Raw genomic sequence first — 26,265 nt, 5'->3', positions numbered from 1 at the left:
CGCGCCATGAAATTGCAGCATCTGATCGCAACCGGCATTCTGGCCGTCGCCACGGCAGGAGTTGGCTATTACGCCTATCCCCATTTGCTTCGTGCACCGTTGGTGACCACCAGCATTGCGGGCCTCGCGCCGGTCTCCGAAGCGGTTTACGGCACCGGCACCGTCGAGCCCGAGCGCTGGGCCAAAGTGGTGCCGCTGCAGCGCCGCCGGCTGGTCGAGCTTTGCAGATGCGAGGGACAGGTGGTGAAGGCCGGCCAGATTCTCGGCCGCCAGGACGACGCGGAGGAGCGCAGCGCGCTGGATCAGATGGAAATCAATCGCGGCCAGCTCGAACGTGATCTGGCACGCGCCGAGAAGGATCGCGACAAAAGCGACGCCGCGCGCACCGAATACGAGCAGCGCTGGACCAAGCTTGAGGAAACGAAATCGCGGATCGCCGCGCAGAAGGTACGGCTCGATTCGCTGCTGCTGAGAGCTCCGCTCGACGGCATGGTGCTGCGACGCGACGGCGAGGTCGGCGAGATCGCCGGCCCCACCGATGTCTTGTTCTGGGTCGGACCGCCTGCGCCGATGCAGGTCGTTGCCGAAATCAATGAGGAGGAGATCAACCGCATCGCGGCCGGCCAGAAGGCTCTTCTGCGAAGCGAGGCTTTCCCCGGAAGGGCGCTGCGAGCCACGGTCTCCCAGATCACGCCGAAGGGCGACCCGACCCGCAAGACCTTCCGCGTCTATTTGCGGCTGCCACAGGATACGCCGCTGCGAATTGGCATGTCAGTCGAGACCAATATCATCGTCCGCGAGAAGCCGGCGACTATCGTCGTGCCTGCAGAAGCCGTCGCAGGCGATTCGGTCCAGATGGTCGATGACGGCCGGGTCAGACGCGTGCCCGTAAAAGTCGGCATCCGAGGCAGCCGCAACATCGAGATCATCGGCGACGTATCCAAGGGCACCCCTGTGCTTTCACCCGCACGCATTGATCTCGCTGACGGCGCCAGGATTCGCATCGACAACAGCTCGACCAGAGCTGTGGAGCCGGCGGCCGCGAGTGAACCGATCGATCAGCCAGCCGCAACACCGGAATCAGCCGTGGTAGCCGCGGTCACCACAGCTCCTTCGGATCCCGATGATGCGGTGATTTCGGCAGCCATGACCGCCCACATCGATTCCGTCGTGAACGACGCCCGTCGCAACCTCATCAGTAACAGCCGGTAGCCGCCGTGAAGCTTCTGTTCAACATCGCATGGACTCACGTCAGCACCCGGGTGCGGCAGACCCTTGTGGGCATGGCCGGCGTATCCATGGGAGTAGGCTTCACCATCATGATGGCGGGCCTGATGCAGGGTTCGCAACTCGACTTCCTGCGGCAGCTCGTCGACACCATGCCGCACATCACGGTCGAGGATGAGCGGCGCTCCGTGCCGACGCAACCCGCAGAGCAGGAATATGCGGCGGTCCAGATGTCCGACATCGCCAATATCGGCAAACGTCCCGGAATCAAGTATCCGGAATCGGCGATGAGTTCACTGCGCTCCTGGATACCCGGCGACGTGGCTCCCTCGGCGAAGACCACCGCGATCATCAATCACGGCGGCGCGCGCGTCGGCATCACCTTGTCCGGTATCGACCCCCGCCGTGAGGTTCAGGTCTCGAAACTTGCCACGCAAATGCGTGAGGGAAAGCTCGATGACCTTTCACGCGCGCCGAACGGCATCATCATGGGCGAGGCGCTGGCCGAAAAACTCGGCGTGAAAACCGGCAACACCGTCCTCTTGATCGGCGGCCAGGGCGTCCAACTGAATTCGACGGTTGCCGGGCTATATCGCTCCGGCCTGAAGCGCGTCGATGAGAGCCAGATCTATTCGCTGATGGGCCCCGCGCAGGTCATGATGGGACAAAGCGGGGTCGTCAACCAGCTCCGACTGCGGTTGAACGATCCCATGTCGGCGCAAAAGGTCGCAGCCCAGGTCGAAGCGCAGACCGGCTACAAATCAGTGTCCTGGCAGGAAGCCAATGCCGACTTGCTGTCATCGTTTACCGTGCGCGATTTCATCGTGCTTACCGTGATGGGCGCGATGTTGCTGACATCGTCCTTTGCCACCTACAACATCATCTCGACGATCACGCACGAGAAGCGCCAGGACATCGCGATCATGAAATCGCTGGGCATGCGCGAGTACGCGGTGCGGTGGATTTTCATCATCGAAGCCGCCATCATCGGCGTGGTCGGCATCCTGTTCGGGTGGATCCTTGGTTACCTGCTCTGCTACGGCTGGTCGAAGATCACGATCTTCAATCCGCTGACGGGCGCAACCGTTCCGCTTCAGATCTATTACTCGCTGACGCACTATGTGATCGTCGGCGGCATTTCCCTTGTCTGCTGCGCAGGGGCGGCCTACTTCCCGGCGCGCAAGGCAACCTGCGTCCATCCAGTTGAAATCATTCGGGGGGCATCATGACCGAGGTCGCTTTGCAAGCGGTGGAGCTGGTTCGCCGCATCGAGGGCGCGGTTTCGCACACCCTCGTCAACGGCATTGATCTTGCGGTGAACAAGGGCGAATTCGTCGCCATTACCGGGCCATCGGGATCGGGCAAATCATCGCTGCTCTATCTCTTGGGCCTGCTCGATGCTCCCAGCGAGGGCGAGGTCATGATCTGCGGTCAGCCGACATCGAAATTATCCGAGACAGAGCGAGCCGACGTTCGCCTGACCAAATGCGGTTTTGTGTTCCAGTTTCATTTCCTGCTGCCGGAGTTCACCTCGCTCGACAATGTGCTGCTGCCGATGCGCGCCGCCGGCACGATGACTGAAGGCGAGATGCGCGAGCGCGGCCTTGCTCTGCTTGGCTCGCTTGGGCTTGGTGAGCACGCCAACAAGCGTCCCAACCAGCTCTCCGGCGGCCAGCGCCAGCGCGTCGCCATCGCCCGCGCGCTTGCCAACCGTCCCGAGATCATCGTCGCCGACGAGCCGACCGGCGCCCTCGACACCGCGTCGACGGAACAGGTGTTTTCAATCCTCCGCGAAATCGCCGATCAGGGCCAGACCGTGATTGTGGTAACCCACGATCCAGCGCTCGCCGCCCGCGCCGACCGCCGCATCCACATCGTCGACGGCAAGGTCGCTGAGATCACGGGGCGCGGTGGCGGCGAACTGGTTTGTGAGGCGGTGAATTAATCAGAGTATGGCGGAGAGGGAGGGATTCGAACCCCCGATAGGCTTGCACCTATGCCGCATTTCGAGTGCGGTGCATTCAACCACTCTGCCACCTCTCCAGGCGCCAAGGCGGGCCGGATTCGGCCCTGCGGTCGGACCGTGTTCTAGGCGAGGAAGCCGGGGCAGACAAGGCGCGCGGCGGAGAAATTCGCCAAAAGCGGACCGGGCGGCTTTTGAAAAGAGGTGGGACCGCCAGACGCGACAAAAACTGGCGGTCCCGTGCCGCTGCTTTGAAATCCTGGCCGGGAAGTGCGGCTTCGCCGGTCAGCCGGAGCGACGAAATAACGGTAGCAACGGCTGCGGAAACGGCAACGCTAACCCGTTTTTAACCTAACCAGTCAACCTTACCTCCCGCGAAAACGATCAATCCCGGCTCTTTTTCGCCTTCTTCTCGTCCTTGCCGTTGGCCTTCCGCCTGTTAGTGAAGCGCGCATTGCCGAGCCCGGTGCCGATGGTCAGCACGCCCCAGCGCTCGACATCCTGCATGAAGGGAACTTCGGAAAGGCCCTGCACCACGCCGTCATTGTGCATCAGCACGGCGGTGTCGTGATCGCCAATCTGCGGGATCGCCTCCACCAGGCTTGCCGGCAGGTTGAACTTGCTGCTTTCCCAGTTGCCGGGCAGGTTCTGTGCGCCCTTCTCGATGGAGCCATCCTCGTTAATGACGCCGGGGCACGCGATGCCGATGAAGGGCGCAAGTTTCAGGCCTTCGGTTTCCGCAGCGTCGATCAGGTCCTTCAGCATCTTCACCAGCCGCTTGACCGCGCCTTCGCGCGTCGGCTCATCGTCGGCATGCCGCCACAGCTCGGACATCCAGACGTCAGCCTTGGACAGATCGGGCGCCTGCTTCCAGCTGGTCTCCACGACGCCGCAGCGGATGTTGGTGCCGCCAATGTCGACCGCAAGAATGCTGTCATGGCCCTCGAAGATCCAGGACGGCGCCAGATGCAGCGTGCCGATCAGACCGGCGTCATCGGGATGAAAGCGGATCGGCAGCAGATCGACCTCGAAATCCTCTGCCGTCAGGATGAGGTCGGTACGCGCAATCGCGAGCTCGCCGACCCGGCTTTGCCGAAAGCCGCCCCCGACCACGATGCGCTCGGTGTCAGCCCAGGCCTTGGTCTTGAGAAACCGCTGCGTCACATAGGCCAGCTCCTGGGCGAATTCTTCGATCGCGCTGTGCACCAGCGCGGCTGCGCCGACATCGGCGCCGATCAGCGCCTCGTCGAGTTCGCTCTTGGCGATGTCGCCGCTGGATTTTTTGCCCAAGGGATCGTCGCCGTTTTTCTTCAGCGGCTTGCGCAAGTCGTCCAATATCTTGCGGAAGGCTCCCTTGCTGGCGCGGTCCCCGAGAAAGCCTTCGTCGTCCTTCAGTTCGACGTTGAAACTGTCGACCTCCACCGACGGCAGGCGGCTGGCCCCGTGGCGGGCGATGCCCGTACTGGTAGTGATGTCTTCTGCCATTGCCCTCACCCTGCCGGATCTCGCTGGCGACAACGGGCAGGGAACCCGTTGGTTTCAAAAAGCGAGCGAATGGCGAGTGGCGAATAGCGAATGGGAGCGGCGAACAAGGAGCCCTATTCTTCGCCATTCGCTGCTCGCCATTCGCCCTTTCGGGCCAAATCCCTCATTTTTGGCCGATTTTCAGGCCGTTTCGCCTTGACTCGCGGCGTTCTCGGGCTATAAGTCCCCGCATCCGGCGCGGGATTTCTCGCGCCACTTGTTTTTGCGCGAAATCTTACGGGGTTTGCTCCCCGGCCGCGCGAAAATCGTACCCATAACGACTGACCAAAAAGCCGACCCGGACAGCCCTTTCGGGAATACGTCCGAGGCCGGGATCGAACACGAAGGAAAAAAACGATGTTCGCAGTCATCAAAACCGGCGGCCGGCAGTACCGCGTCGTTCCGGATGATGTGCTCGAGATAGGCAAGATCGCCGGCGAAGTCGGCACGATCGTGCAGCTTGGTGAAGTTCTGGTGGTCGGCGGTGACACGCCGGTGCTGGGCGCGCCGACGGTGGCAGGCGCTTCCGTTGCGGCCGAAGTGCTGGACCACAAGCGTGGCCCGAAGGTGATCGCGTTCAAGAAACGTCGCCGCAAGAATTCGCGCCGCAAGCGCGGCTATCGCGACGAGATCACGGTGCTTCGCGTCACCGAGATCCTGACCGATAACGCCAAGCCTTCGATCGGCCCGCGGCCGAAGAGGGAAAAGGTCGCCGCTCCCGCCGCTGAAGCGTCGTAGACGCCGCGAAGGCAAGAGCGACAAGAAGTGATGCGCTTCGACGAAAAGTTGAAGCGCAACAAAAAATGAAATGATTCCGTCAAGGAATTGATCTAGAAATATTCGAGAAGTCGGAGACGGGCCATGGCTCACAAAAAAGCAGGCGGATCATCGCGAAACGGACGCGATTCAGCGGGCAAGCGCCTTGGCATCAAGGCGTATGGCGGCGAACACGTGATTCCCGGCAACATTATCGCGCGTCAGCGCGGCACCACCTGGCATCCCGGCCTTAATGTCGGCATGGGCACCGACCATACTCTCTTTGCCAAGGTCGAGGGTCATGTTGAGTTCCGTGCAAAAGCCAATGGTCGCACTTTCGTATCGGTAGTTCCGATGACGGAGGCGGCCGAATAGACGGTGGACGAAATTCGAGTCCGCCGGATCCTGTTGAACCGGCGGAGTCGAAAAGGGCTCCAGGGGAGGCGGGAAACCGGCCTCCCCTTTTTAATTTGCGCATATTCGCAATCAGGAGCCCGACATGTTGCAGGACATCCCGATCCAGACCCCGACCTTGCGTCAAGCGAGTAGCTGCGTCCTCGAGACCGAACGGCTGACGCTGCGCCGGCCGACGCTCGCGGACGTAAAAGCGATTGCGCGTCTCGCCAATGATCGCCGCATTGCGGAAAACACCCGCCGCCTGCCGCACCCCTACCTGCAGGACCACGCGGTCGAGTTCGTGCGGGCGAAGGCCACCGATGACAGCGAGACGGTGTTTCTGATCGAACATAACTATTCGCCGATCGGCATGGTCGGCATCGACCGCGCTGACCCGGACGCGCCGGAGCTCGGCTACTGGCTCGGCGTCGCACATTGGGGCCAGGGCTTCGGCACTGAAGCTGCGCGCGCGGTGATCGACTTCTTCTTCGAAGAATTCGATGCCGAGCATCTCGTTTCGGGCGCCCGCGTCGCCAACCCGGGGTCGCGAAACATTCTGGAGAAATGCGGCTTCCAGTGGAGCGGCGTCGAGTTGCACCGCTTCGAAGCGCTGGGATCCTCGACCCCGGTCGACCGCTTCCGCCTGACACGCAGCGTGTGGGCATCGCTGAAGAACTGGGGAAGCTCGACAAGGAGAGAGCGGTGAGCGCCCTGCCTCCGCAAACAACGGGCGTCGTCCCTGCGAAAAGCAGGGACCCATAACCACAGGGTCGCGTTGTTGAGCCAAGCTGTTGTCGCAGCTTTTTTCAACAATTGACGACGATAGGTATGGGTCCCGGCTCGCGCTTCGCTTGGCCGGGACGACGGCTGTGGCTGGTTTCACGCCGGCGGATTGACCACCGGTTCCTCGCGCCCAAGCTGCTGCTCTCGCAGGAAGATATAAATGCCCGCACCGATGATGATGGCAGCGCCGACCAGGGTCGAGATCGACGGCACGTCACCCCATACGACGAAGCCGAAGATCACCGCCCACACGATCATCGAATATTGATACGGCACCACGACGCTGGCCGGCGCCAATTTCAGTGAACGGTTGATGCACAACAGCGCAACGACGGAAACCACGCCCGCCGCAGCGAACAGGACGAGGCTGCCGAGGGTGGGCGTCACCCAGCCGATTGGCGACATCAGCGCGCCGAGCAGGAATGTGCCGCCGAACTGCGAGGTCGTCAGCACGATATCCGGCGTGTCCCGCAATGATCGCGTGATCAGCATCAGGAACGCAAACGACAGGCTGCCGCCGAGTGCGATCATCGCGGGCCAGCTTACTGTTTGCGTGGACGGGCGCAGCGCAATCAGGACGCCGCAGAATCCGACCAGGATCGCGGTCCAGCGCCGCCAGCCGACCCGCTCGCCGAGCACGATACCCGATAGCGCGGTGACGAAAATCGGCGAGGCCAGATAATAGGTGATGACGTCGGCGAGCGGCAGATAGACGGTGGCGAGAAAGAACGCCGCGACTTCGAGCGTCGAGAGCGTCACGCGCAATAGCTGCAGCCACGGCCGCTCGAGACGCGAGAACTCGGCGCGCTGCTTCCAGATCACCGGCAATAGCACCAGCAGCGCCGCGCAGGCGCGCAGCCAAAGCAACTGCCCGACCGAATAGGTCGCGACCATGAATTTTCCGAGCGCATCGCCGAACGAGAACATGAAGATCGACAGCAGCATCAATCCAATGCCGGCGAGGCGCGCCGAGCGCTCGTCATAGGTCGAGATTTTGCCGAACAGGCTCATGACGTTTCCTGCTTTTTGCTCTTCGTCATGGCCAGCGCGTCCCGGCCATCCACTTTTTGTGCAGCACGTTGTAAAGACGTGGGTGCAAGAGACATTTAGCGCGAAGATGCGCTTCGCGCTATTGCCTGGATATGACGAACTGAGACGGATCGATTGCCGCAGCCACAGCGCTGCGATACCGGTATCGCTCCAAAATCGGCAGGAAATCCGATATGACCGAGTTCGACCCCACCCAGCATCGCATGGTGAGCGAACAACGCTGGTTCGAGGATTTTGTGCTCGGCGAACGCTTCGTCATTCCTAGCCGGACCCAGACATCGGCGGTGTTCGCCGCGTTCCAGACCGCAAGCGGCGACACCCATCCGATCCATTACGATGTCGAATATTGCCGCGCCCGCGGCATGCCGGACCTGCTCGCGCATGGTTTTCAGACCCTGGTCCATACCGCGCCGGGTGCAGGCCTGTTTCCCTATCTCGTCGAGGAATCGCTGGTCGGCTTCCTCGAGCAGTCGAGCAAGTTCCTGAAACCGGTCTATGCCGGTGACACCATCTACCCCGCGCTCGAAGTGATCGAACTCGTTCCGGGCCGCTCGACCGGCATGGTGACACTGCGCTCAACCGTGTTCAACCAGCGCAAGGAGCTCGTGCTGGAAGGAATGCAGAAGTTCCTGGTTCGCCGGCGACCGGCCCCGTAGAAGCCGTGGCTTCCGGTTCGAAACCAAAAAAAGCCCCGAAAATTAAGGCTTTTCGCCAATGTTGCGAGCCTTGAGGGTTGCCGCGCGGGGGCCCCTGCCCTAACTAGTACAAATCATGAAATTCCTTGACGAGGCAAAGGTCTATATCCGTTCCGGCGACGGCGGCAACGGCTGCGTGGCGTTCCGCCGCGAGAAGTTCATCGAGTTCGGCGGGCCCTCCGGCGGCAATGGCGGCCGCGGCGGCGACGTCATCGTCGAGGCGGTCGATGGGCTGAACACGCTGATCGACTATCGCTACCAGCAGCACTTCAAGGCGCAGAAGGGCACCAATGGCATGGGCAAGGACCGCCATGGCGCCAACGGAAAACCGATCGTTCTGAAAGTGCCGGTCGGCACGCAGATCTTCGACGAGGACCGCGAAACGCTGATCCACGACTTCACCAAGCTCGGCGAAAAATTCGTGCTTGCCGAAGGCGGCAATGGCGGTTTTGGCAACGCGCATTTCAAATCCTCCACCAATCGCGCACCACGCAACGCCAACCCCGGGCAGGAAGGCGAGGAACGCTGGATCTGGCTGCGGCTCAAACTGATTGCGGACGCCGGTCTCGTCGGCCTGCCCAATGCCGGCAAGTCGACCTTTCTCTCCGTCGTCAGCGCGGCCAAGCCGAAGATCGCCGACTATCCCTTCACCACGCTGCATCCGCAGCTCGGCGTCGTGAATGCGCAGGGCCGCGAATTCGTGCTCGCTGATATTCCCGGCCTGATCGAGGGCGCACATGAAGGCGCCGGCCTCGGCGACCGCTTCCTCGGCCATGTCGAGCGCTGCCGCGTGCTACTGCATTTGATCGACGCAACCTGCGAACACGCCGGCAAGGCCTACAAGACGGTGCGGACCGAACTCGAAGCCTATGAGGGCCATCTCGCCGAGAAGATCGAGATCGTCGCGCTGAACAAGATCGACGCGGTCGCGCCGGATGAAGTGAAGAAGCAGAAAGACCGGCTGAAACGCGCGGCGAAGAAGACGCCGCTGTTGCTCTCCGCCGCGACCGGCGAAGGCGTGCCGGAAGCGCTCAACGCGCTGGTCGAGGTGATCGGCGAGGCTCCGGTTTCGCTGAAGGCCAAGGGCGGTCAGGACCCGTGGGCGCCGGTCCCGCCGCCGCAGGGCTGATACAAAGTTAGCCTTCCCGCGGCCGCGCCACTTCCAAATCGGGAAACCGGCGCGTATTGCTTCCGACCATCCGCATCATCCGACCGCATCATGAAACGCCCCGCGCTCAAAAACTTCCGCCGCATCGTCGTCAAGGTCGGCTCCTCGCTGCTGATCGACTCCAATGCAGGCGAAGTCCGTTCGGCATGGCTGTCCGCGCTGGCCGCCGATATCGCCAAGCTGCACGGCGAAGGCCGCGATGTTCTCGTCGTCTCGTCAGGCTCGATCGCGCTCGGACGCAGCCGGTTGAAGCTACCGCGCGGCACGCTGAAGCTCGAAGAAAGCCAGGGCGCCGCCGCCGTCGGGCAGATCGCGCTGGCGCGAATCTGGTCGGAAGTGCTCGGCGCCCACGGCATCGGCGCCGGGCAGATCCTGGTAACGCTGCAGGATACCGAGGAGCGCCGCCGTTATCTGAACGCGCGCTCGACCATCGCCAAACTGCTGGAATGGCGCGCAGTACCCGTGATCAACGAGAACGACACGGTTGCCACCAATGAAATCCGCTACGGCGACAATGATCGCCTCGCTGCGCGCGTCGCCACCATGACGAGCGCCGATCTGCTGATTCTGTTGTCTGATATCGACGGGCTCTATGACGCGCCGCCCGGCGCCAATCCCAACGCAAAACTGATCCCGATCGTCGAGTCCGTTACCTCGGAGATCGAGGGCATGGCGGGCGCGGCTGAATCCGAATTGTCGCGCGGCGGCATGTTCACCAAGATCGAGGCGGCGAAGATTGCGACCACATCCGGCACGCATATGCTGATCGCCTCGGGCAAGATCGAGCATCCGCTACAGGCGATATCAGATGGCGGACGCTGCACCTGGTTCCTGACGCCGGCCAATCCCGTCACCGCGCGAAAACGCTGGATCGCGGGCTCGCTGGAGCCGAAGGGCACGCTGACCATCGATGCCGGCGCGGTCGCGGCGCTGCGCGCCGGCAAAAGCTTGCTGCCGGCTGGCGTGACCCGGATCGACGGCCAGTTCGCCCGCGGCGATGCCGTGGTGGTGCGCGGCCCCGACACCCACGAGATCGGCCGCGGCCTCGTCGCCTACGACGCGGAGGATGCGGAGAAGATCAAAGGCCGCTCCTCCCCGGACGTGATGGCGATTTTGGGCATCAGCGGCCGCGCGGAGATGATCCACAGGGACGATCTGGTGGTGGGCCCGAGCGGAGCCATTCCGGCCAAGTAGGCCAATGGCCGAGTGGCCGTTTGCCGGTACCGCCAGCCAGCCATGCCGGCTCCGGACCTCGCAACAGCGGGATTTCCGTGCTAGGACATAGCCTTACTCTAGACCTTGAGACCTGTGATGACCGCCCCCTTGAAGGCAATCGACGGTAACGCCGATCTGCCCGCTTTGATGACCGACCTCGCTTCCCATGCGCGCGAGGCCGCGCGGGTGCTAGCGCTGGCGCCGCCGGAGCAGAAGGACCGGGCGCTTGAAGCGATCGAGCGCGCAATTCGCGCCAACACGGCAAAGATCCTCACGGCCAATGCCGAGGACGTCGCAGAGGTGCGCGCCACAGGCGCGACCTCGGCCTTCATCGACCGCCTGACGCTGACACCGGCGCGCATCGACGCGATGGCCGACGGCGTTGCGACCGTGCGCGGCATTCCCGATCCGGTCGGCACCGTCACCGAGAGCTGGCAACGACCGAACGGCATGACCATTGAGCGCGTGCGCGTGCCGCTCGGCGTGATCGGCGTGATCTTCGAGAGCCGCCCCAATGTCGCGGCTGACGCCGGCGTGCTGTGCTTGAAGTCCGGCAATGCCGTGATCCTGCGTGGCGGCTCCGACAGCTTCCGTTCCTGCCGGGCGATTCACGAAGCCCTCGTACAGGGCCTGCGCGAGGCCAGCCTGCCGGAAGCGGCGATCACGCTGGTGCCGACGCGCGACCGCGCGGCGGTCGGGCTGATGCTATCCGGATTGGACGGCGGCATCGACGTCATCGTGCCGCGCGGCGGCAAGAGCCTGGTGGCGCGGGTTGAAGCGGAAGCGCGCGTGCCGGTGTTTGCGCATCTCGAAGGCGTCAACCACGTCTATGTCGATCGCACCGCCGATCTCGAAATGGCTAAGTCGATCGTGCTGAACGCCAAGATGCGCCGCACCGGCGTCTGCGGCGCCGCGGAGACGCTGCTGGTCGATCTCGCGGGCGCCGCCGCCAATCTGAAGCCGCTGATCGAGATGCTGGTCGAGGCCGGCTGTGAGGTGCGCGGCGACGACGTCGTGCAGAAGGTCGACGCGCGGGTGAAGCCGGCGACCGACGAGGATTGGGATACCGAATATCTTGACGCCATCATCGCCGCGCGTGTCGTTGACGGCGTTGACGGGGCAATCACGCACATCCGGAACCACGGCTCGCGCCACACCGATGCGATCGTGGCCGAGGATGCCAACACGGCCGAGAAATTCCTCAGAGAGGTCGATTCGGCGATCGTGCTGCATAACGCCTCGACGCAGTTTGCCGATGGAGGCGAGTTCGGCTTCGGCGCAGAGATCGGGATTGCCACCGGCAAATTCCACGCCCGTGGCCCGGTCGGCGCCGAGCAATTAACCAGCTTCAAATACCGCGTTCACGGCACCGGGCAGACGCGGCCGTGACCGCAAGCCCGCGCCCGCGGTGACCCGTCCGATGAAATTGCAATCCGCCGCGCAAGACATTCCCTTCCATACCAATGGCATGCGCGTCGGCATGCTCGGCGGCTCGTTCAATCCGCCGCACGCGGCGCATCGCGCCATCAGCCTGTTTGCGTTGAAGCGCTTGAAGCTCGATCGCGTTTGGTGGCTGCTGACCCCCGGAAATCCGCTCAAGGATACCGGCCGGCTGCACGGCCTTGCCGAACGGGCGCGCGCCGCGCGCGACGTTGCCGACGATCCGCGCATCGACATCAGTTGTCTCGAAGCTGTCATCGGCACCAAGTACACTGTCGATACGATCATTCATTTGCGCCGCCGCGTGTCCGGCGTGCGCTTCGTCTGGATCATGGGCGCCGACAATCTCGCGCAGTTCCATCGCTGGAAAGATTGGCGGCGCATCGCTGCCGAGGTGCCGCTCGCCGTGATCGATCGTCCGCCGCAGAGTTTCCGGGCGCTCGCCGCGCCGGCTGCCCAGGCGCTGGCACGGTATCGATTGCCCGAGAATCAGGCGGCCCGGCTAGCCGATCAGCAGGCGCCGGCCTGGGTTTTCCTCACCGGCATGAAACTGAACCTGTCGTCGACGGGCCTGCGGAACTCCGACGGGAGCTGGAAGGCAAAAAAGAAGTGACAGTTCGGTTTGAACCGGCGGGTGGGACACTGGAACATTGAAACCATTAACCCCACATGCCTAATATGGTCCGCGGACGTCGGGATTCGGCGTTCGCGATACAGTGAAAGGAATGGTCCCTGGCCACATCTGTATTGTCAAAGTCCAAGTCTGTTTTGCCCAAGGTTCCGAGCACGACCGCCAAGACCGCGCGTAAAACATCGACACAAGCTGCAGCCTTGAAGGCGCAACCCGACGCCGACAAGACGCTGAATATGATCCTCTCCCGCCTCGACGATATGAAGGCGGAAGAAACGATCACCATCGACCTTCGCGGCAAATCCGCCTTTTCCGACTACATGATCGTCACGACCGGCCGGGTTAACCGGCATGTCGGTGCGATCGCGGAAAACGTCACGAAAGCCCTGAAGGAAACCGGCATCAACAACATCCATGTCGAGGGCTTGCCCAATTGCGACTGGGTGCTGATCGATTCCGGCGATGTGGTCGTGCACGTGTTCAGACCCGAGGTGCGTGAATTCTACAATCTTGAAAGGTTGTGGACGCAAAACCCGGCGGCGGCAGCGATCTGAAACCTCGGCCGATGCGAATCGGCTAAGGCGCATGTAGTCTTCCAGCGCGCGCGAAAAACGCGCGTGCCGGAAAGTGCGCGCCAGAAACAGCATTCATGCGCCTCGTCGTGGTTTCAATTGGCCGGCTGAAGCAGGGCCCGGAGCAGGAACTGGCCGAGCGCTATCGCGAGCGCTTCGAGGACATCGGCCGCAAGCTCGGCTTTCGCGGGCTTTCGATCCATGAAATTCCCGAAAGCCGCGCACGCGACATTGCGACCCGGATATCGGAGGAGGCCGCCGCGATTTTGGCGACGATACCGGAGAAGTCCGTGCTGGTGGCGCTGGACGAGCACGGCAAGAGCATCGACAGCGCGACCTTCGCCCGGCAGCTCGGCGCTTGGCGGGATGAAGGGGTTGCCAACACAATTTTCGCCATCGGCGGCGCGGACGGACTTTCGCCCGATTTGCAGCGCAAGGCTATATTGCGCATTGCGTTCGGCTCGGCGACCTGGCCGCATCAAATGGTTCGCGTCATGCTTCTTGAACAGATTTACCGGGCCGCCACCATTCTGGCCGGCCACCCCTACCACCGCGCGTAAGGCACGGTGACGTGAATACAGAGAACGCTGAATAGCCGGATGCATTCAACGCGGGACATTCATTCATACCCTCGCACCGCCCATCGCGGCGCGCCGACGTCAGCCGTCTCGTTTCCTCTGATCCTGCTGTCCGCAAGCTTCGCCGTGATGTTGCTTTCGCCGGCGATTGCGCAATCCGCGGCGACCGCGCAGCAAGCGACCGCCGTTTCCCCCGATGCCATCAAGCAGCGCGAGCAGGAGCTGGAGGCCACGCGCGAGCAGCAGCGCAAGGCGGCCGAGCTGCAACAAAAGCTGAGGGCCGATATTGCGGCGATCGGACAGGACCGCTCCAAGCTCAACCAGCAACTGATCGACATCGCCACCCAGGTTCGCAACGTCGAGACACGCATCGGCGAGACCGAGGGGCGGCTACGCCCGCTCGACAGCCGCGAGCAGCAAATCCGCGCTTCGCTCGATTCACGCCGCTCCGAAATCGTCGAGGTGCTGGCCGCCTTGCAGCGTGCCGGACGGCGCACCCCGCCCGCGCTGCTGGTCAGGCCCGAGGACGCGCTGCAATCGCTGCGCACTGCCATGCTGCTGGGATCGGTAGTCCCCGAACTGCGCGGACGTGCGGAGAAACTCGCCACCGATCTCGGCGAGCTGGTGAACTTGCGCAAGACCATCGCCACCGAGCGCGACGTGCTGGCCCGGGACCGCGACAGGTTGAAGGACGATTCTGTCAGGCTGGCTGCGCTGGTGGAAGAACGACAGCGCAAGCAGAGCGCGATCGAAAAGGACATGGAGGCCGAAGGCGCACGCGCCATCAACCTGTCCAAGCAGGTCGACAGTCTGCAAGGCCTGATCGCGAAAATGGAGCAGGATTTGAAGAGCGCCGCCAAGGCGGCCGCAACCGCCAGCCTGCAGGGCGCCCCGGCTGCCCCGGGCGGCAAGCCCAATCTGGGAGCATTGAAAGATCCCGCCCGGCTGAGCCCGGCGATCGCCTTTGCCTCCGCCAAGGGGTTGTTCGCCTTTCCGGTCAATGGCCGCAAGATTCGCGATTTTGGCGGTTCCGACGGCGCGGGTGGCGTGGAAAAAGGCATTTCTTTGGCGACGCGCGCCGGGGCCCAGGTCACAACACCGTGTGACGGCTGGGTTGTTTACGCCGGACCCTTCCGCAGCTACGGACAACTCTTGATCCTCAATGCCGGGGGCGGGTATCATGTCCTGATCGCCGGGATGGAGCGCATTTCGGTAAACATCGGCCAGTTTGTACTTACGGGAGAGCCGGTCGCGACCATGGGAACGACGTCCCAAGTCGCATCCATTCTCGCGACGACCGCGAGCCAGCCGGTGCTCTATGTCGAGTTCCGCAAGGACGGCACTCCGATCGACTCAGGCCCATGGTGGGCCGCAAATGAAGGCGAAAAGGTTCGCGGATGATGCGCAAGACTTCTGTAATTCTTCTCAGCGCCGCCACCGGTGCGGCTTTGACGCTCTTCGTCACGCAGCCTCGTTCCGTGCTGATGGGATCGAGTGCGCGTGCTGCGACGTCTGACACCTACCGCCAGCTCAATCTGTTCGGCGACGTGTTCGAGCGCGTGCGCAGCGATTATGTCGAGAAACCCGACGACTCCAAGCTGGTCGAATCGGCGATCTCAGGTATGCTGACCGGCCTCGATCCGCATTCCAGCTACATGGACGCCAAGAGCTTCCGTGACATGCAGGTACAGACCCGCGGTGAGTTCGGCGGGCTCGGCATCGAGGTCACGATGGAAGACGGGCTGATCAAGGTCGTCTCGCCGATCGATGATACGCCGGCGTCGAAGGCCGGCATCATGGCCAACGATATCATCACCAATCTCGATGACGAAGCCGTGCAGGGTCTCACCCTCAATCAGGCGGTCGAGAAGATGCGGGGACCGGTCAACACCAAGATCCGTCTCAAGATCATCCGCAAGGGTCAGGACAATCCGATCGAAGTGACGCTGGTGCGCGACAACATCCGGGTCCGCTCCGTCCGCGCGCGCGTCGAACAGGAAGACATCGCCTATATCCGCGTCACCACCTTCAACGAGCAGACCACCGAGGGCCTGAAGCGCGAGATCGGTAACCTCTCGAACCAGATCGGCGACAAGCTGAAGGGCTACATCATCGATCTGCGCAATAATCCCGGCGGCTTGCTGGAGGAAGCGGTCACCGTTTCCGACACCTTCCTGGAGCGCGGTGAGATCGTTTCGACCCGCGGCCGCAATGCCGAGGAGACGCAGCGCCGCGCCGCCCATTCGGGCGACCTGACCAAGGGCAAGCCGATCATCGTGCTGGTCAACGGCGGCTCGGCTTCGGCTTCCGAAATCGTCGCCGGCGCGCTGCAGGACCACAAACGCGCGACGCTTGTCGGCACGCGCTCGTTCGGCAAGGGCTCGGTGCAGACCATCATCCCGCTCGGCAGCGGCAATGGCGCGCTGCGCCTCACCACCGCGCGCTACTACACGCCGTCGGGCAAGTCGATCCAGGCCAAGGGCATCGTGCCCGATATCGAGGTGCTGCAGGACGTGCCGGACGAATTGAAGTCGCGTACCGACACCAAGGGCGAGGCCTCGCTGCGCGGCCATCTGAAGAACGATGGCGACGAGAAGACCGGCTCGCAATCCTACGTGCCGCCGGACGCCAAGGACGACAAGGCGCTGAAGACCGCGGCCGACCTGCTGCACGGCATCAAGTCGACGGCAAGCGCACCGGCAACCGGCGACAAGGCGGCAGTCGACAAGCCAGCCAAGGCGGCGAACTGATCATAGCCCCGTAAATTTTAGTGAAGAGGCGGCCTCCGGGCCGCCTTTTTGTTGCGGTTCCGGCCCCTCCGCTGCCCCGGCCAGGCGGCTTTTGCGCGCGGCGCAGCGCCCGATCCGACTCCTCGTGGTATCGTCGGCGAGGTTGATTCGGGGAGGTCTATGACGGAAACGGCCGACGAACTGAGCACGCCGCTTGGACAGAAGACGGAGCGCCAGAAGCGGCGGTTTCGGCTGCCGTTCACCGCGGTGCAGGCGCTGGCCATGCTGCTCGGCCTGTTCCTGGTCGCCTTCCTGACGATCGCTCTGTTTACGGACAACCCACTGGGTGGCGAGCCCGTCGCGCGCGTTGCATTGCGCAAGCCGGCGGGGGACGACAAGCAGCCGGCGACTTCCGGCCACACCGAACAGGCCGCAAAAAGTCCATCCCAGCAGGCTCCGGCCGGCGACAACAAGACCATCACCATCATCGATGGCTCCAGCGGCAAGCGCCAGGACGTCGTGATCGGCAGCGATGCCGCCGACAAATCCGGCTCAGACTCCGCACCGGCAACCGCGATGGCCGGCATCGACCAGCGGCTCCTGGAAAAATCGCGCTACGGCATGATCCCGGCAGTTGCCGACGGTCTGAAACCCTTCACCGTCTACGCAGCCGACGCCGACCGCACCAAGGCCGCAAAGATGCCGGTGGTCGCCATCGTCATCGGTGGCCTCGGCGTCGGCGCTGCCAAGACGACCGATGCCATCATGAAACTGCCGCCGGCCGTGACTCTGGCGTTTACGCCTTATGGGGCGGATCCCGCCAAGTTGGCTGAGCGGGCCCGCGCGCAGCGCCATGAGATCCTGCTGCAGGTTCCGATGGAGCCGTTCGATTATCCCGATAATGATCCCGGCCCGCAGACCCTGCTCACGACGCTGACGCCGGAGCAGAACATCGACCGGCTGTATTGGCACCTCAGCCGGTTCCAGGGCTATGCCGGGATCGCGAATTTCATGGGGGCGCGTTTCACGGCGACCGACACGGTGATGCAGCCGATCATCCGAGAGGCAGCCAAGCGCGGCCTCGGCTATCTCGACGACGGCTCCTCGCCGCGGAGCGCGGCGCCGTCCCTGACGGCAGCCCAATCGATGCCCTTCGCCAAGGCCGATTTCACCATCGATGCGGTGCCGACCTCGGCCGAAATCGACCGGACGCTGGTGAAACTGGAGACGCTCGCCAAGGAGCGCGGACTGGCCGTGGGCGTCGCCTCGGCGCTACCGGTTTCGATCGAGCGGATTGCCGCCTGGATCAAGACTCTTGAGGCCCGCGGCATCATGCTTGTGCCATTGACAACGGCAATGCTGAAATCAAAATCAGGCTAGAGATCAAACTGATGGCAGCAATCCGGACTCCCTCGGACTGCGCCGCCGCGGCCGGTTTGCGGGTGGACTTGCTGCAGGCAAAGGAGTCCTGACGGGATGGCGCGCTACGAGGACCTGCCTTACCGGACCTGCGTCGGCATGATGCTGATCAATGCGGCCGGGCTGGTCTTCATTGGCCGGCGCGCCGGCGGCATCGAGCATGTCGATGAAACCCACGTCTGGCAGATGCCGCAGGGCGGCGTCGATCCCGGCGAGGACACCTGGGAGGCCGCCAAGCGCGAGCTTTACGAGGAAACCAGCGTTCGCTCGGTGGAGAAGCTCGGCGAAGTCCCGGATTGGCTGATCTACGACATTCCACGCACGGTGGCAGGCCGCGCCTGGAAGGGCCGTTATCGCGGGCAGCGGCAGAAATGGTACGCGGTGCGCTTCACCGGCAAGGACAACGAGATCAACGTCGCCAGTCCCGGCGGCGGAGGGCACAAGGCCGAATTCGTGAGCTGGCGCTGGGAGCCGATGAAGAATCTCCCGAACCTGATCGTTCCGTTCAAGCGGCCGGTTTATGAACGCGTGGTCAAGGAATTCGCCAGCCTTGCAGGCGGTTAGCATGACGCATCTTCCAAGCAGTGCTCCGTCGTTCCGGGGCATACGAAGCATGAACTACGATGTGCAAGTGCACATCGGAGAATCTCGAGATTCTCAGGTGCGCAATTGCGCACCATAGTTCGCGCCAGCGCGCGCCCGGAGTGACGGCTGCAATGTCCGACAAACCCTATCGCCCCAACGTGGGAATCGCGCTGTTCAACACCTCCGGTCAGGTGCTGATCGGCCGCCGCTTTCGTGACGACGGGCCGGAAATCATCTTGCCGGGTCTGGAATGGCAAATGCCGCAGGGCGGCATTGACGCCAATGAGAACCCGCGCGATGCCGTCATGCGCGAACTCTGGGAAGAGACCGGGGCGGTCAGCGCCGAATACCTCGGCGAGACCGATTGGATGAATTACGAATTTCCGCCGTATGATGGGCCAGTCGACCATCGCTTGGCGAAATTCCGCGGCCAGCGGCAGAAATGGTTCGCATTGCGGTTCACCGGCCGCGACGACGAGATCGATCCGCTGACACAGCGCAACGGCCAGCCGGCCGAATTCGATTCCTGGCGCTGGGAACGGCTCAACCGTGTCGCGGACCTCGTAGTGCCGTTCCGACGCGACGTGTACCGGATGGTGGTGCAGCAGTTCGCGGAATTCGCCCGCTAGATTCCAATCAGAACCGAAAAAGGTCCTAGTTTTAGCTGAGTCTGCGAGAGGGCGGATGCGAGGCGCTTGACAGCGGCTCGTTGCTGAATATTTTTTGCGCAAAGCGGCTTCACCGCTCTTACTCACGCAGAGGAACGAAAGCGACCGTCAAGGAACGACGAAGATGATCGACGAAAAACTGGCCCGCTTGCGTACACACCGCAACAACATCGACCGTTATCGCCGGCTTCTTAAAACCAGGCTGACAGAGCTTGAACAACAGTACATCGAAAAACGGCTCTCCGAAGAACAGTCGGCTCTGGAACGACTCGCTGCCTCTACATTTCCGCTCACCTTCCAGGCCCCGGGGCGGCATTCGCATAGACCGGGGCCGCCGATCTCGTCGGCAGCCTGACATGTCCATGGCGGCGCGCCGTTGTTGGCTGGTCTTGCCAGGGCCGGGAATAACCGGCGTGACCCAATGGTGGCCTGACATGAAGGACGTGATCGTAACCAAGCGTCGCCGCAGTTGGGAATGGCGGGTAACGGACGAGAGCGGCAGGCCGATCATGAGCGGCAGGGAACGCAGCCGGCCGGCGGCCCGCTATCATGGCTACCGAGCCTTGTTCATGCTGCTCGCCGTCGGCCAAAGGCCGAATGAGATGCAGGCCCAGCACTCGGGGCGCAATATCGGGCAAATTGTTGAGCGCGCCCGGCTTCATCCGGTTGTGCGAACCGCGCCTTCGGCATCGGCGGGACCGGGGTCGGGCGGCTTACCGCCCGATTAAGTATCCGACCACCGGCGTAACGGTGCACCGAAAATTTGGCCCGCCGGTCTTGAAACTTTTCGATCGATTTCTAATTCGATTTTTGCCGCCGACAGCGGTGCCGGATGCCAGCCTGGGTCCGGCGAGTTGAGTGGGCGCCGGATGGTGTCCGACGCTCCTTCGTATCCATCTTGCTCTTAGGAGGACTTGGCTATGAGGACCTTTGACTTCTCGCCCCTGTGGCGTTCCACGATTGGCTTCGATCATCTGGCCGACCTGCTCGATAGCAGCTTGCGGCATTCGGCCGACGACAATTACCCGCCCTATAATGTCGAACGCTGCGGCGAAGACGCCTACCGGATTTCGCTCGCGGTTGCCGGTTTCGGCATGGACGATATTGCCGTAACCGCAGAACGCGACACACTGATCATCGAGGGCAAGAAGCCCGACGCCGAGCAACGCGAATACCTCTATCACGGCATCGCGGCGCGGCCGTTCCGGCGGGTGTTCAATCTCGCCGACTATGTGCAGGTCAAGCAGGCCTCGTTCAAGGATGGCCTCTTGATCGTCGATCTCGTTCGCGAAGTGCCTGACGCGATGAAGCCGCGGCGCATCCCGATCGGCAACGCCGGCGCTTCCCACCAGATCGAGCAGAAGGCGGCTTAAGCCGCTTCGGCAGTACCGGTTCGGCGCGCGGATAACCGGCCGCGCGCGAGCCAATGCAAGCAACATCAACAATCTCTGTAAGGAGGACATTATGGCTTTTCGTGATCTGATCCCCTGGTCGAGAAACCAGGAGCTTGCGCCAACGCGCGACAGCTTCGATCCCTTCTTCACCCTGCACCGGGAAATGAACCGGCTGTTCGACGAGGCCTTCCGCGGCTTCGGGATGCCTGCCCGCTTTGGCAGTCCGCTGATGGAAGGTCGCTTCGGATGGCCGCGCATCGAGCTCAACGAGACCGACAAGGAGCTGAAGGTGTCGGCTGAGCTGCCCGGGCTGACGGAAAAAGACGTTCAGGTCGAGATCGCCAATGGCGTTCTGACGCTGCGCGGCGAAAAGAAATCCGAACGGACCGATAATGGCGGAAAGTATTTCTCGGAGCGCTACTACGGTGCGTTCGAGCGGCAAATCCCGCTCGATGGCGTCGAGGAAGACAAGGCCGAAGCCAAATTCCATGACGGCGTCCTGACCATCACGCTACCGAAATCCGAACAGGCGCAATCGGCCGTCAAGCGTATTCCCATCGTCAATCAGTGACGAAATTGGCGACGGCGCAGTGCGCCGTCGCCACCACCAACGTCTCGATCGAAAGGAGAGCAAGGAGACCCTGTCGATGAACAAGGCCGATCTGAGCACCACTGAATTTGCGTTATTTCATCCCGCCGCACATTACGGCTCCCCAAATGAAGTATTGAACGACCAGCAGCTTTCCGACGCCGAGAAGCGGGTGATCTTGTCGTCGTGGGCATCCGACATGTTCGCGGTCGAATCCTGCCCGAGCCTGCGCGAGATTCCGGGCATGGATCATACCATCCGCCTCGCCGACATTCTCGCCGCTCTGCGTCAGCTTGACGGCGATGAAGAACTCCAGCGGCACGTCGAAATCAGCACGCCATGGCGGCCGCGTTGGAAAACAGCCGTTCGGGGGCTTTCATCATGCTGACACCCGCCATTCTGGCCATTGCATGGATTAACCACGCGGCCGCTTTGTGGGCGGGGCCGTGGCTTGCCTTGCAGCACGGCGCGGCACCGCAAGCCGGCTCCTGATCCGACCCCTTCTAATCCGCGGACGAGAACCCACGTGAACCGACTTTTCGCGATTGTGCTGGCGGGCCTGGTCGGCGCCGCGACTATTGCAACTCAGGCCTCGGGACAAATTCCGAACCTGCGAACCGGCGGCACAGTACCGACGTTGGCGCCCTTGGTGCGCGAGGTCACGCCGGCTGTGGTCAACATCGCCGTGCACGGCAAGATCCGCCAGGACAATCCGCTCTACCGCGATCCGCTATTCCGCGAGTTTTTCGACGTCCCAAAGCAACTCGAGAAGGAAATCAACGCGACCGGCTCCGGCGTCATCGTCGATGCGCAGAAAGGCTATGTCCTGACCAACAACCATGTTGTCGACCAGGTCGCCACCGTCCAGATCAAGACCAAGGACGGTCGGCAATTGTCGGCCAAGGTCGTCGGGCGCGATCCCGGCACCGACATTGCGGTGTTGCGGATTCAATCGCCGTCCGCATTGAAGGCGATCGCGTTCGGCGACAGTGACGCGCTCGAAGTCGGCGATTTCGTCCTCGCCATCGGCAATCCGTTTGGGCTTGGCCAGACCGTGACCTCCGGCCTTGTCAGTGCACTCGGCCGGATCGGGCTCGGCAGACAGGGCTATGAGGATTTCATCCAGACCGACGCCGCGATCAACCCGGGCAATTCGGGTGGCGCGCTGGTCAATCTCAAGGGCGAGCTCGTCGGCATCAATTCAGCGATCATTTCGCCGGCCGGCGGCAATGTCGGCATCGGCTTTGCGATCCCCGTCAATATGGCGCGGCGCGTGATGGAACAGATTGTCGAGAACGGCCGCGTCGAGCGTGGCCGGATCGGCATCTCGCTGCGCGAACTAAATCCCGCGACCGACGGCGGACGCAGCGAGGGAGCCCGGATTGCCGAAATCAGCCCGGGCTCGCCTGCCGAATTGGCAGGCCTGCGTAAGGGCGACATCGTGCTGAAGGCGGACGACCGCCCCATTCACTCTGCCGCGCAGTTGAGAAACCGGATCGGACTCGCGCGGATAGGCGAACAGGTGCGATTGACCGTTGAGCGTTCCGGCGCGCCGCAAAGCGTTACCGTTGCGGTGGGACCGGCCACCGAAGCAAGCAGCAGCCAGAGCAGCGGCTCGGTTCAGCGACGCTAGCTGGAGCGGTTCCGAGCCGTGCCTGGGGAGCAGCCTTGCGAGAGAAATACTGCCGCAAAAAAGCTCAGCGCCCGTCACCGTGTGACGAGCGCTGGCGTGTCAGGGTCTTCATTGTGCCCCGGAGCGGTGCCCCGGGGCTTAGTGCATAGCGGTGGCGTTGAGCTCGATCTGGATGCTCTTGAAGTGGTCCAGCCGCTCGATGGCGTGATCGAGCTCGGTGCCTTCCTTCTCGGCGAGCTTGGCTTCCATCTCGGCGATGGTCTCGGCGAACTGCGCGCGGTCGACCTCGGCCATCGACGTAGCGACGTCGGCCAGCACCGTCAGTCCATTTTCCGACATTTCGGCAAGACCGCCGAGCACGATGATCTTCTGGTGCGCGCCGTCCGCGGTGATCGTCAGGATGCCCGGACGAACCGCTGCCACGACCGGCGCATGTCCGGCGAGTACGCCGAAATCGCCTTCCACGCCGGGAACGTCAACCTGATCGACTTCGCCGGAGAAGGCGAGTTTTTCGGGCGAGACGAGATCGAAATGGAAGGTAGCCATGGCGGTCCTACTTTGCCTTCATCAATTTTCTTGCTGCAAATGCAAGGCCCCAAACGACGTATAGAATTGCAGCAGTCGGAAAAAACCACCCCAGAAAAGCGCTCAGACCTTCCTGAGGATTACACGCTGAGCCGAGCGGTTGTTTCGCATAAAAGCACCCCAACCCATAGGCAGCCTTATTCCACGAACCTGCCAGAAAGGCGATGAACAGGATCCCAGCAGTTGCCAGGATCAGAGACAGCGCCCGTATCGTCACTAGGCAGCTTCAGCAGCCAGCCTCTTGCCCTTCTCGACGGCTTCCTCGATGGTGCCGACCATGTAGAACGCCGCTTCCGGCAGATGGTCGTACTTGCCTTCGCAGAGGCCGCGGAAGCCCTTGATGGTGTCGGCGAGGTCGACGAACTTGCCGGGCGAGCCGGTGAAGACTTCGGCGACGTGGAACGGCTGCGACAGGAAGCGCTCGATCTTACGGGCGCGGGCCACCGCGATCTTGTCCTCTTCGGACAGTTCGTCCATGCCGAGAATGGCGATGATGTCCTGCAACGATTTGTACTTCTGCAGCACCTGCTGAACCATGCGCGCGGTCTGATAGTGCTCTTCTCCGACGACGAGCGGGGAGAGCATGCGCGACGTGGAGTCGAGCGGGTCCACCGCCGGGTAGATGCCCTTTTCCGAAATCGCGCGGCTCAGCACCGTGGTCGCGTCCAAGTGGGCGAACGAGGTGGCGGGCGCCGGGTCGGTCAAGTCGTCGGCCGGCACGTAGATCGCCTGCACCGAGGTGATCGAACCCTTATGCGTCGTGGTGATGCGCTCCTGCAGCGCGCCCATGTCGGTAGCAAGCGTCGGTTGATAGCCCACCGCCGAGGGGATGCGGCCGAGCAGCGCCGACACTTCCGAGCCGGCTTGCGTGAAGCGGAAGATGTTGTCGACGAAGAACAGCACGTCCTGGCCCTGGTCGCGGAAGTGCTCAGCGACGGTCAGGCCGGTGAGGCCGACGCGGGCGCGGGCGCCCGGCGGCTCGTTCATCTGGCCGAACACCAGCGCGCATTTTGACTTCACGCTCGGATCGGGATTGCGCGGATCGGCGTTGACCTTGGACTCGATGAACTCGTGATAGAGGTCGTTGCCTTCGCGGGTACGCTCACCGACGCCGGCGAACACCGAGTAACCGCCGTGGGCCTTGGCGACGTTGTTGATCAGCTCCTGAATCAGCACGGTCTTGCCGACGCCGGCGCCGCCGAACAGGCCGATCTTGCCGCCCTTGGCGTAGGGAGCGAGCAAGTCGACGACCTTGATGCCGGTCACAAGAATTTCGGCTTCAGTGGACTGGTCAGTGTAGGTCGGCGCTTCCTGATGGATGGCGCGCTTGCCTTCGGATTTGATTGGACCGGCTTCGTCGATCGGTTCGCCGATGACGTTCATGATGCGACCGAGTGTGCCATCACCGACCGGAATTGCGATGGGCTCGCCGGTATCGGTCACTTCCTGGCCGCGTACCAGACCTTCGGTAGCGTCCATCGCAATCGTGCGCACGGTGGACTCACCGAGGTGCTGCGCGACTTCCAGCACCAGACGGTTGCCCCCGTTCTTGGTCTCCAGCGAATTGAGAATGGCCGGCAGATGACCTTCGAACTGCACGTCGACAACGGCGCCCATGACTTGGGTGACGCGACCGATCTGGTTAGCTGCTGTGGCCATGAATTGCTCTCCTTCGAAATTCTGTACTTGAACGACCGTCGGTTAGTTCGTGCGCTAGACCGCCGCCTCGGCGCCGGAGATGATCTCGATCAACTCCTTGGTGATCTGGGCTTGACGGGTTCGGTTGTAGACTAGGGTTTGCTTGCGGATCATTTCGCCGGCGTTGCGGGTGGCGTTGTCCATCGCGCTCATCTGCGCGCCGTAGAAAGAGGCATTGTTCTCCAGCAGCGCGCGGAAGATCTGCACCGCAAGATTGCGCGGCAATAGCCGCGTCAAAATCTCGTCTTCTTCCGGCTCGTATTCGTAAGCGATCGACGGACGGGCATTGGCGGCCGGCTCTTCGACCACCAACGGAATGACCTGCTGGGCAGTCGGAAGCTGCGCGATGACGGATTTGAAGCGCGAATAGAACAGCGTGCAGACGTCGAACTCGCCGGCTTCGAACCGTACCAGGATCTTCTTGGCGATGTCCTCGGCGTTGACGAAGCCGAGCTGGCGAACCCCGCGCAGATCGACGTGCTCGATGATCTGCTTATCGAAGGTGCGGCGGAGCTGGTCGTAGCCCTTGCGGCCGACGCAGAATATCTTGACGTCCTTGCCTTGGCCCATCAGCGACAACGCGCGCTCACGGACCAGACGCACGATCGCCGAATTGAACGCGCCGCACAGGCCGCGTTCGCCGGTGCAGACCAGCAAGAGATGCACCTGATCCCTGCCGGTGCCGGCCAACAGCGCCGGAGCGCCCGGCGAACTGGCGGCGGCAGCGGCGATGTTGGAAATCACCGCATCCATCTTCTCGGCGTAGGGCCGGGCCGCTTCGGCGGCGGTCTGCGCGCGCCGCAGCTTGGAGGCCGCGACCATCTGCATCGCCTTGGTGATCTTCTGCGTCGCCTTGGTCGAGGCGATGCGGACACGCATGTCTTTAAGTGAAGCCATTCTCAGTTCACCCCGGCGATCCGGTGTCTGGCACCCGACCGCAAGCCACTCTTTCGTCGGGCTCGGCTAT

Annotated in this window: 29 protein-coding genes and 1 tRNA gene; 24 read left to right on the top strand and 6 right to left on the bottom strand. The window is 62.7% G+C overall.

What is annotated here, in order from left to right:
• The first annotated feature begins 6 nt into the window (after positions 1 to 6).
• From IVA95_RS06585 to IVA95_RS06575, 3 genes are read left to right on the top strand one after another with little or no spacing between them, the layout of a single operon-like run.
• Complete coding sequence (locus tag IVA95_RS06585; protein WP_247509769.1) at positions 7 to 1,212, top strand: efflux RND transporter periplasmic adaptor subunit; 1,206 nt, start codon at positions 7 to 9, stop codon at positions 1,210 to 1,212.
• Between the two features lie 5 nt (positions 1,213 to 1,217).
• Complete coding sequence (locus IVA95_RS06580; RefSeq protein ID WP_247509768.1) at positions 1,218 to 2,456, top strand: ABC transporter permease; 1,239 nt, start codon at positions 1,218 to 1,220, stop codon at positions 2,454 to 2,456.
• Positions 2,453 to 3,172 (top strand): ABC transporter ATP-binding protein, encoded by a 720-nt coding sequence (locus IVA95_RS06575; protein ID WP_247509767.1) that lies wholly within the window; start codon positions 2,453 to 2,455, stop codon positions 3,170 to 3,172. The genes IVA95_RS06580 and IVA95_RS06575 overlap by 4 nt, the downstream gene beginning before the upstream one ends.
• An 8-nt stretch (positions 3,173 to 3,180) precedes the next feature.
• Here IVA95_RS06575 and IVA95_RS06570 read toward each other — a convergent pair.
• A tRNA-Ser gene (locus IVA95_RS06570) sits at positions 3,181 to 3,270 on the bottom strand.
• Between the two features lie 304 nt (positions 3,271 to 3,574).
• Positions 3,575 to 4,675 (bottom strand): ROK family protein, encoded by a 1,101-nt coding sequence (locus IVA95_RS06565; protein ID WP_247509766.1) that lies wholly within the window; start codon positions 4,673 to 4,675, stop codon positions 3,575 to 3,577.
• Between the two features lie 396 nt (positions 4,676 to 5,071).
• Between IVA95_RS06565 and rplU the strand changes: the two genes are divergently transcribed.
• From rplU to IVA95_RS06550, 3 genes are all read left to right on the top strand, one after another.
• Positions 5,072 to 5,452: a 50S ribosomal protein L21 gene (rplU, locus tag IVA95_RS06560; protein WP_213251007.1), complete on the top strand. Its 381-nt coding sequence runs from the start codon at positions 5,072 to 5,074 to the stop codon at positions 5,450 to 5,452.
• Between the two features lie 123 nt (positions 5,453 to 5,575).
• Positions 5,576 to 5,845, top strand: coding sequence for a 50S ribosomal protein L27 (gene rpmA, locus IVA95_RS06555; RefSeq protein ID WP_028348532.1), 270 nt, complete (start codon positions 5,576 to 5,578; stop codon positions 5,843 to 5,845).
• Between the two features lie 124 nt (positions 5,846 to 5,969).
• Complete coding sequence (locus IVA95_RS06550; protein ID WP_247509765.1) at positions 5,970 to 6,572, top strand: GNAT family N-acetyltransferase; 603 nt, start codon at positions 5,970 to 5,972, stop codon at positions 6,570 to 6,572.
• Between the two features lie 173 nt (positions 6,573 to 6,745).
• On the opposite strand, the gene IVA95_RS06545 is transcribed toward IVA95_RS06550, so the two are convergent.
• Positions 6,746 to 7,660, bottom strand: a complete 915-nt coding sequence (locus IVA95_RS06545; RefSeq protein ID WP_247509764.1) for a DMT family transporter — start codon at positions 7,658 to 7,660, stop codon at positions 6,746 to 6,748.
• Between the two features lie 212 nt (positions 7,661 to 7,872).
• Here IVA95_RS06545 and IVA95_RS06540 point away from each other — a divergent pair, with 212 nt between their 5' ends.
• The 18 genes from IVA95_RS06540 to IVA95_RS06455 all read left to right on the top strand — a co-directional run bounded on the left by IVA95_RS06540 (position 7,873) and on the right by IVA95_RS06455 (position 23,015).
• Positions 7,873 to 8,355, top strand: coding sequence for a MaoC family dehydratase (locus IVA95_RS06540; RefSeq protein ID WP_247509763.1), 483 nt, complete (start codon positions 7,873 to 7,875; stop codon positions 8,353 to 8,355).
• 115 nt (positions 8,356 to 8,470) lie between these two features.
• Positions 8,471 to 9,523 carry a GTPase ObgE gene (gene obgE / locus IVA95_RS06535; RefSeq protein WP_247509762.1) on the top strand — a complete coding sequence of 351 codons (1,053 nt, stop codon included), beginning with the start codon at positions 8,471 to 8,473 and terminating at the stop codon, positions 9,521 to 9,523.
• 90 nt (positions 9,524 to 9,613) lie between these two features.
• Positions 9,614 to 10,756, top strand: coding sequence for a glutamate 5-kinase (proB, locus tag IVA95_RS06530; RefSeq protein WP_247509761.1), 1,143 nt, complete (start codon positions 9,614 to 9,616; stop codon positions 10,754 to 10,756).
• A 117-nt stretch (positions 10,757 to 10,873) separates the two neighbouring features.
• Entirely contained in the window at positions 10,874 to 12,166 is a 1,293-nt protein-coding gene (locus IVA95_RS06525; RefSeq protein ID WP_247509760.1) for a glutamate-5-semialdehyde dehydrogenase, read from the top strand.
• Between the two features lie 31 nt (positions 12,167 to 12,197).
• A complete protein-coding gene (locus IVA95_RS06520) occupies positions 12,198 to 12,830 on the top strand; it encodes a nicotinate-nucleotide adenylyltransferase (RefSeq protein WP_247509759.1) in 633 nt (210 codons plus the stop codon).
• 218 nt (positions 12,831 to 13,048) lie between these two features.
• Positions 13,049 to 13,402, top strand: a complete 354-nt coding sequence (rsfS, locus tag IVA95_RS06515) for a ribosome silencing factor (RefSeq protein WP_213250989.1) — start codon at positions 13,049 to 13,051, stop codon at positions 13,400 to 13,402.
• A 95-nt stretch (positions 13,403 to 13,497) separates the two neighbouring features.
• On the top strand, positions 13,498 to 13,980 hold the full coding sequence (gene rlmH, locus IVA95_RS06510; RefSeq protein ID WP_247509758.1) for a 23S rRNA (pseudouridine(1915)-N(3))-methyltransferase RlmH: 483 nt from the start codon (positions 13,498 to 13,500) through the stop codon (positions 13,978 to 13,980).
• Between the two features lie 147 nt (positions 13,981 to 14,127).
• Positions 14,128 to 15,399: a peptidoglycan DD-metalloendopeptidase family protein gene (locus IVA95_RS06505; protein WP_247509789.1), complete on the top strand. Its 1,272-nt coding sequence runs from the start codon at positions 14,128 to 14,130 to the stop codon at positions 15,397 to 15,399.
• On the top strand, positions 15,396 to 16,748 hold the full coding sequence (locus IVA95_RS06500) for a S41 family peptidase (RefSeq protein WP_247509757.1): 1,353 nt from the start codon (positions 15,396 to 15,398) through the stop codon (positions 16,746 to 16,748). The genes IVA95_RS06505 and IVA95_RS06500 overlap by 4 nt, the downstream gene beginning before the upstream one ends.
• 159 nt (positions 16,749 to 16,907) lie before the next feature.
• Entirely contained in the window at positions 16,908 to 18,107 is a 1,200-nt protein-coding gene (locus IVA95_RS06495; RefSeq protein ID WP_247509756.1) for a divergent polysaccharide deacetylase family protein, read from the top strand.
• Positions 18,108 to 18,203: 96 nt separating this feature from the next.
• Positions 18,204 to 18,710, top strand: coding sequence for an RNA pyrophosphohydrolase (locus tag IVA95_RS06490; RefSeq protein WP_213250980.1), 507 nt, complete (start codon positions 18,204 to 18,206; stop codon positions 18,708 to 18,710).
• A gap of 152 nt (positions 18,711 to 18,862) precedes the next feature.
• A complete protein-coding gene (locus IVA95_RS06485; protein ID WP_247509755.1) occupies positions 18,863 to 19,360 on the top strand; it encodes an RNA pyrophosphohydrolase in 498 nt (165 codons plus the stop codon).
• 163 nt (positions 19,361 to 19,523) lie between these two features.
• On the top strand, positions 19,524 to 19,754 hold the full coding sequence (locus tag IVA95_RS06480; RefSeq protein ID WP_247509754.1) for a DUF4349 domain-containing protein: 231 nt from the start codon (positions 19,524 to 19,526) through the stop codon (positions 19,752 to 19,754).
• Positions 19,755 to 19,833: 79 nt separating this feature from the next.
• Entirely contained in the window at positions 19,834 to 20,127 is a 294-nt protein-coding gene (locus IVA95_RS06475; RefSeq protein WP_247509753.1) for a hypothetical protein, read from the top strand.
• Positions 20,128 to 20,319: 192 nt separating this feature from the next.
• Entirely contained in the window at positions 20,320 to 20,772 is a 453-nt protein-coding gene (locus tag IVA95_RS06470; RefSeq protein WP_213250974.1) for an Hsp20 family protein, read from the top strand.
• A gap of 91 nt (positions 20,773 to 20,863) precedes the next feature.
• Positions 20,864 to 21,364, top strand: a complete 501-nt coding sequence (locus IVA95_RS06465; protein ID WP_213250972.1) for an Hsp20/alpha crystallin family protein — start codon at positions 20,864 to 20,866, stop codon at positions 21,362 to 21,364.
• A gap of 76 nt (positions 21,365 to 21,440) precedes the next feature.
• The gene (locus IVA95_RS06460; RefSeq protein ID WP_247509752.1) at positions 21,441 to 21,770 is read left to right on the top strand and encodes a hypothetical protein; all 330 of its coding nucleotides are present in this window, start codon (positions 21,441 to 21,443) and stop codon (positions 21,768 to 21,770) included.
• Between the two features lie 156 nt (positions 21,771 to 21,926).
• Positions 21,927 to 23,015: a trypsin-like peptidase domain-containing protein gene (locus tag IVA95_RS06455; RefSeq protein ID WP_247509788.1), complete on the top strand. Its 1,089-nt coding sequence runs from the start codon at positions 21,927 to 21,929 to the stop codon at positions 23,013 to 23,015.
• 138 nt (positions 23,016 to 23,153) lie between these two features.
• Here the strand turns inward: IVA95_RS06455 and IVA95_RS06450 are convergent, their stop codons facing one another.
• The 3 genes from IVA95_RS06450 to IVA95_RS06440 form a co-directional block, all read right to left on the bottom strand.
• Entirely contained in the window at positions 23,154 to 23,561 is a 408-nt protein-coding gene (locus IVA95_RS06450) for a F0F1 ATP synthase subunit epsilon (RefSeq protein WP_057842603.1), read from the bottom strand.
• Positions 23,562 to 23,816: 255 nt separating this feature from the next.
• Positions 23,817 to 25,259, bottom strand: coding sequence for a F0F1 ATP synthase subunit beta (gene atpD / locus IVA95_RS06445; protein ID WP_057842602.1), 1,443 nt, complete (start codon positions 25,257 to 25,259; stop codon positions 23,817 to 23,819).
• 54 nt (positions 25,260 to 25,313) lie between these two features.
• Positions 25,314 to 26,195, bottom strand: a complete 882-nt coding sequence (locus tag IVA95_RS06440) for a F0F1 ATP synthase subunit gamma (protein ID WP_247509751.1) — start codon at positions 26,193 to 26,195, stop codon at positions 25,314 to 25,316.
• Positions 26,196 to 26,265 lie beyond the last annotated feature (70 nt).

The organism is Bradyrhizobium sp. 157 (assembly GCF_023073815.1).
Taxonomy (GTDB): Bacteria; Pseudomonadota; Alphaproteobacteria; order Rhizobiales; family Xanthobacteraceae; genus Bradyrhizobium.
This window is presented reverse-complemented; position numbering and strand designations above follow the sequence as displayed.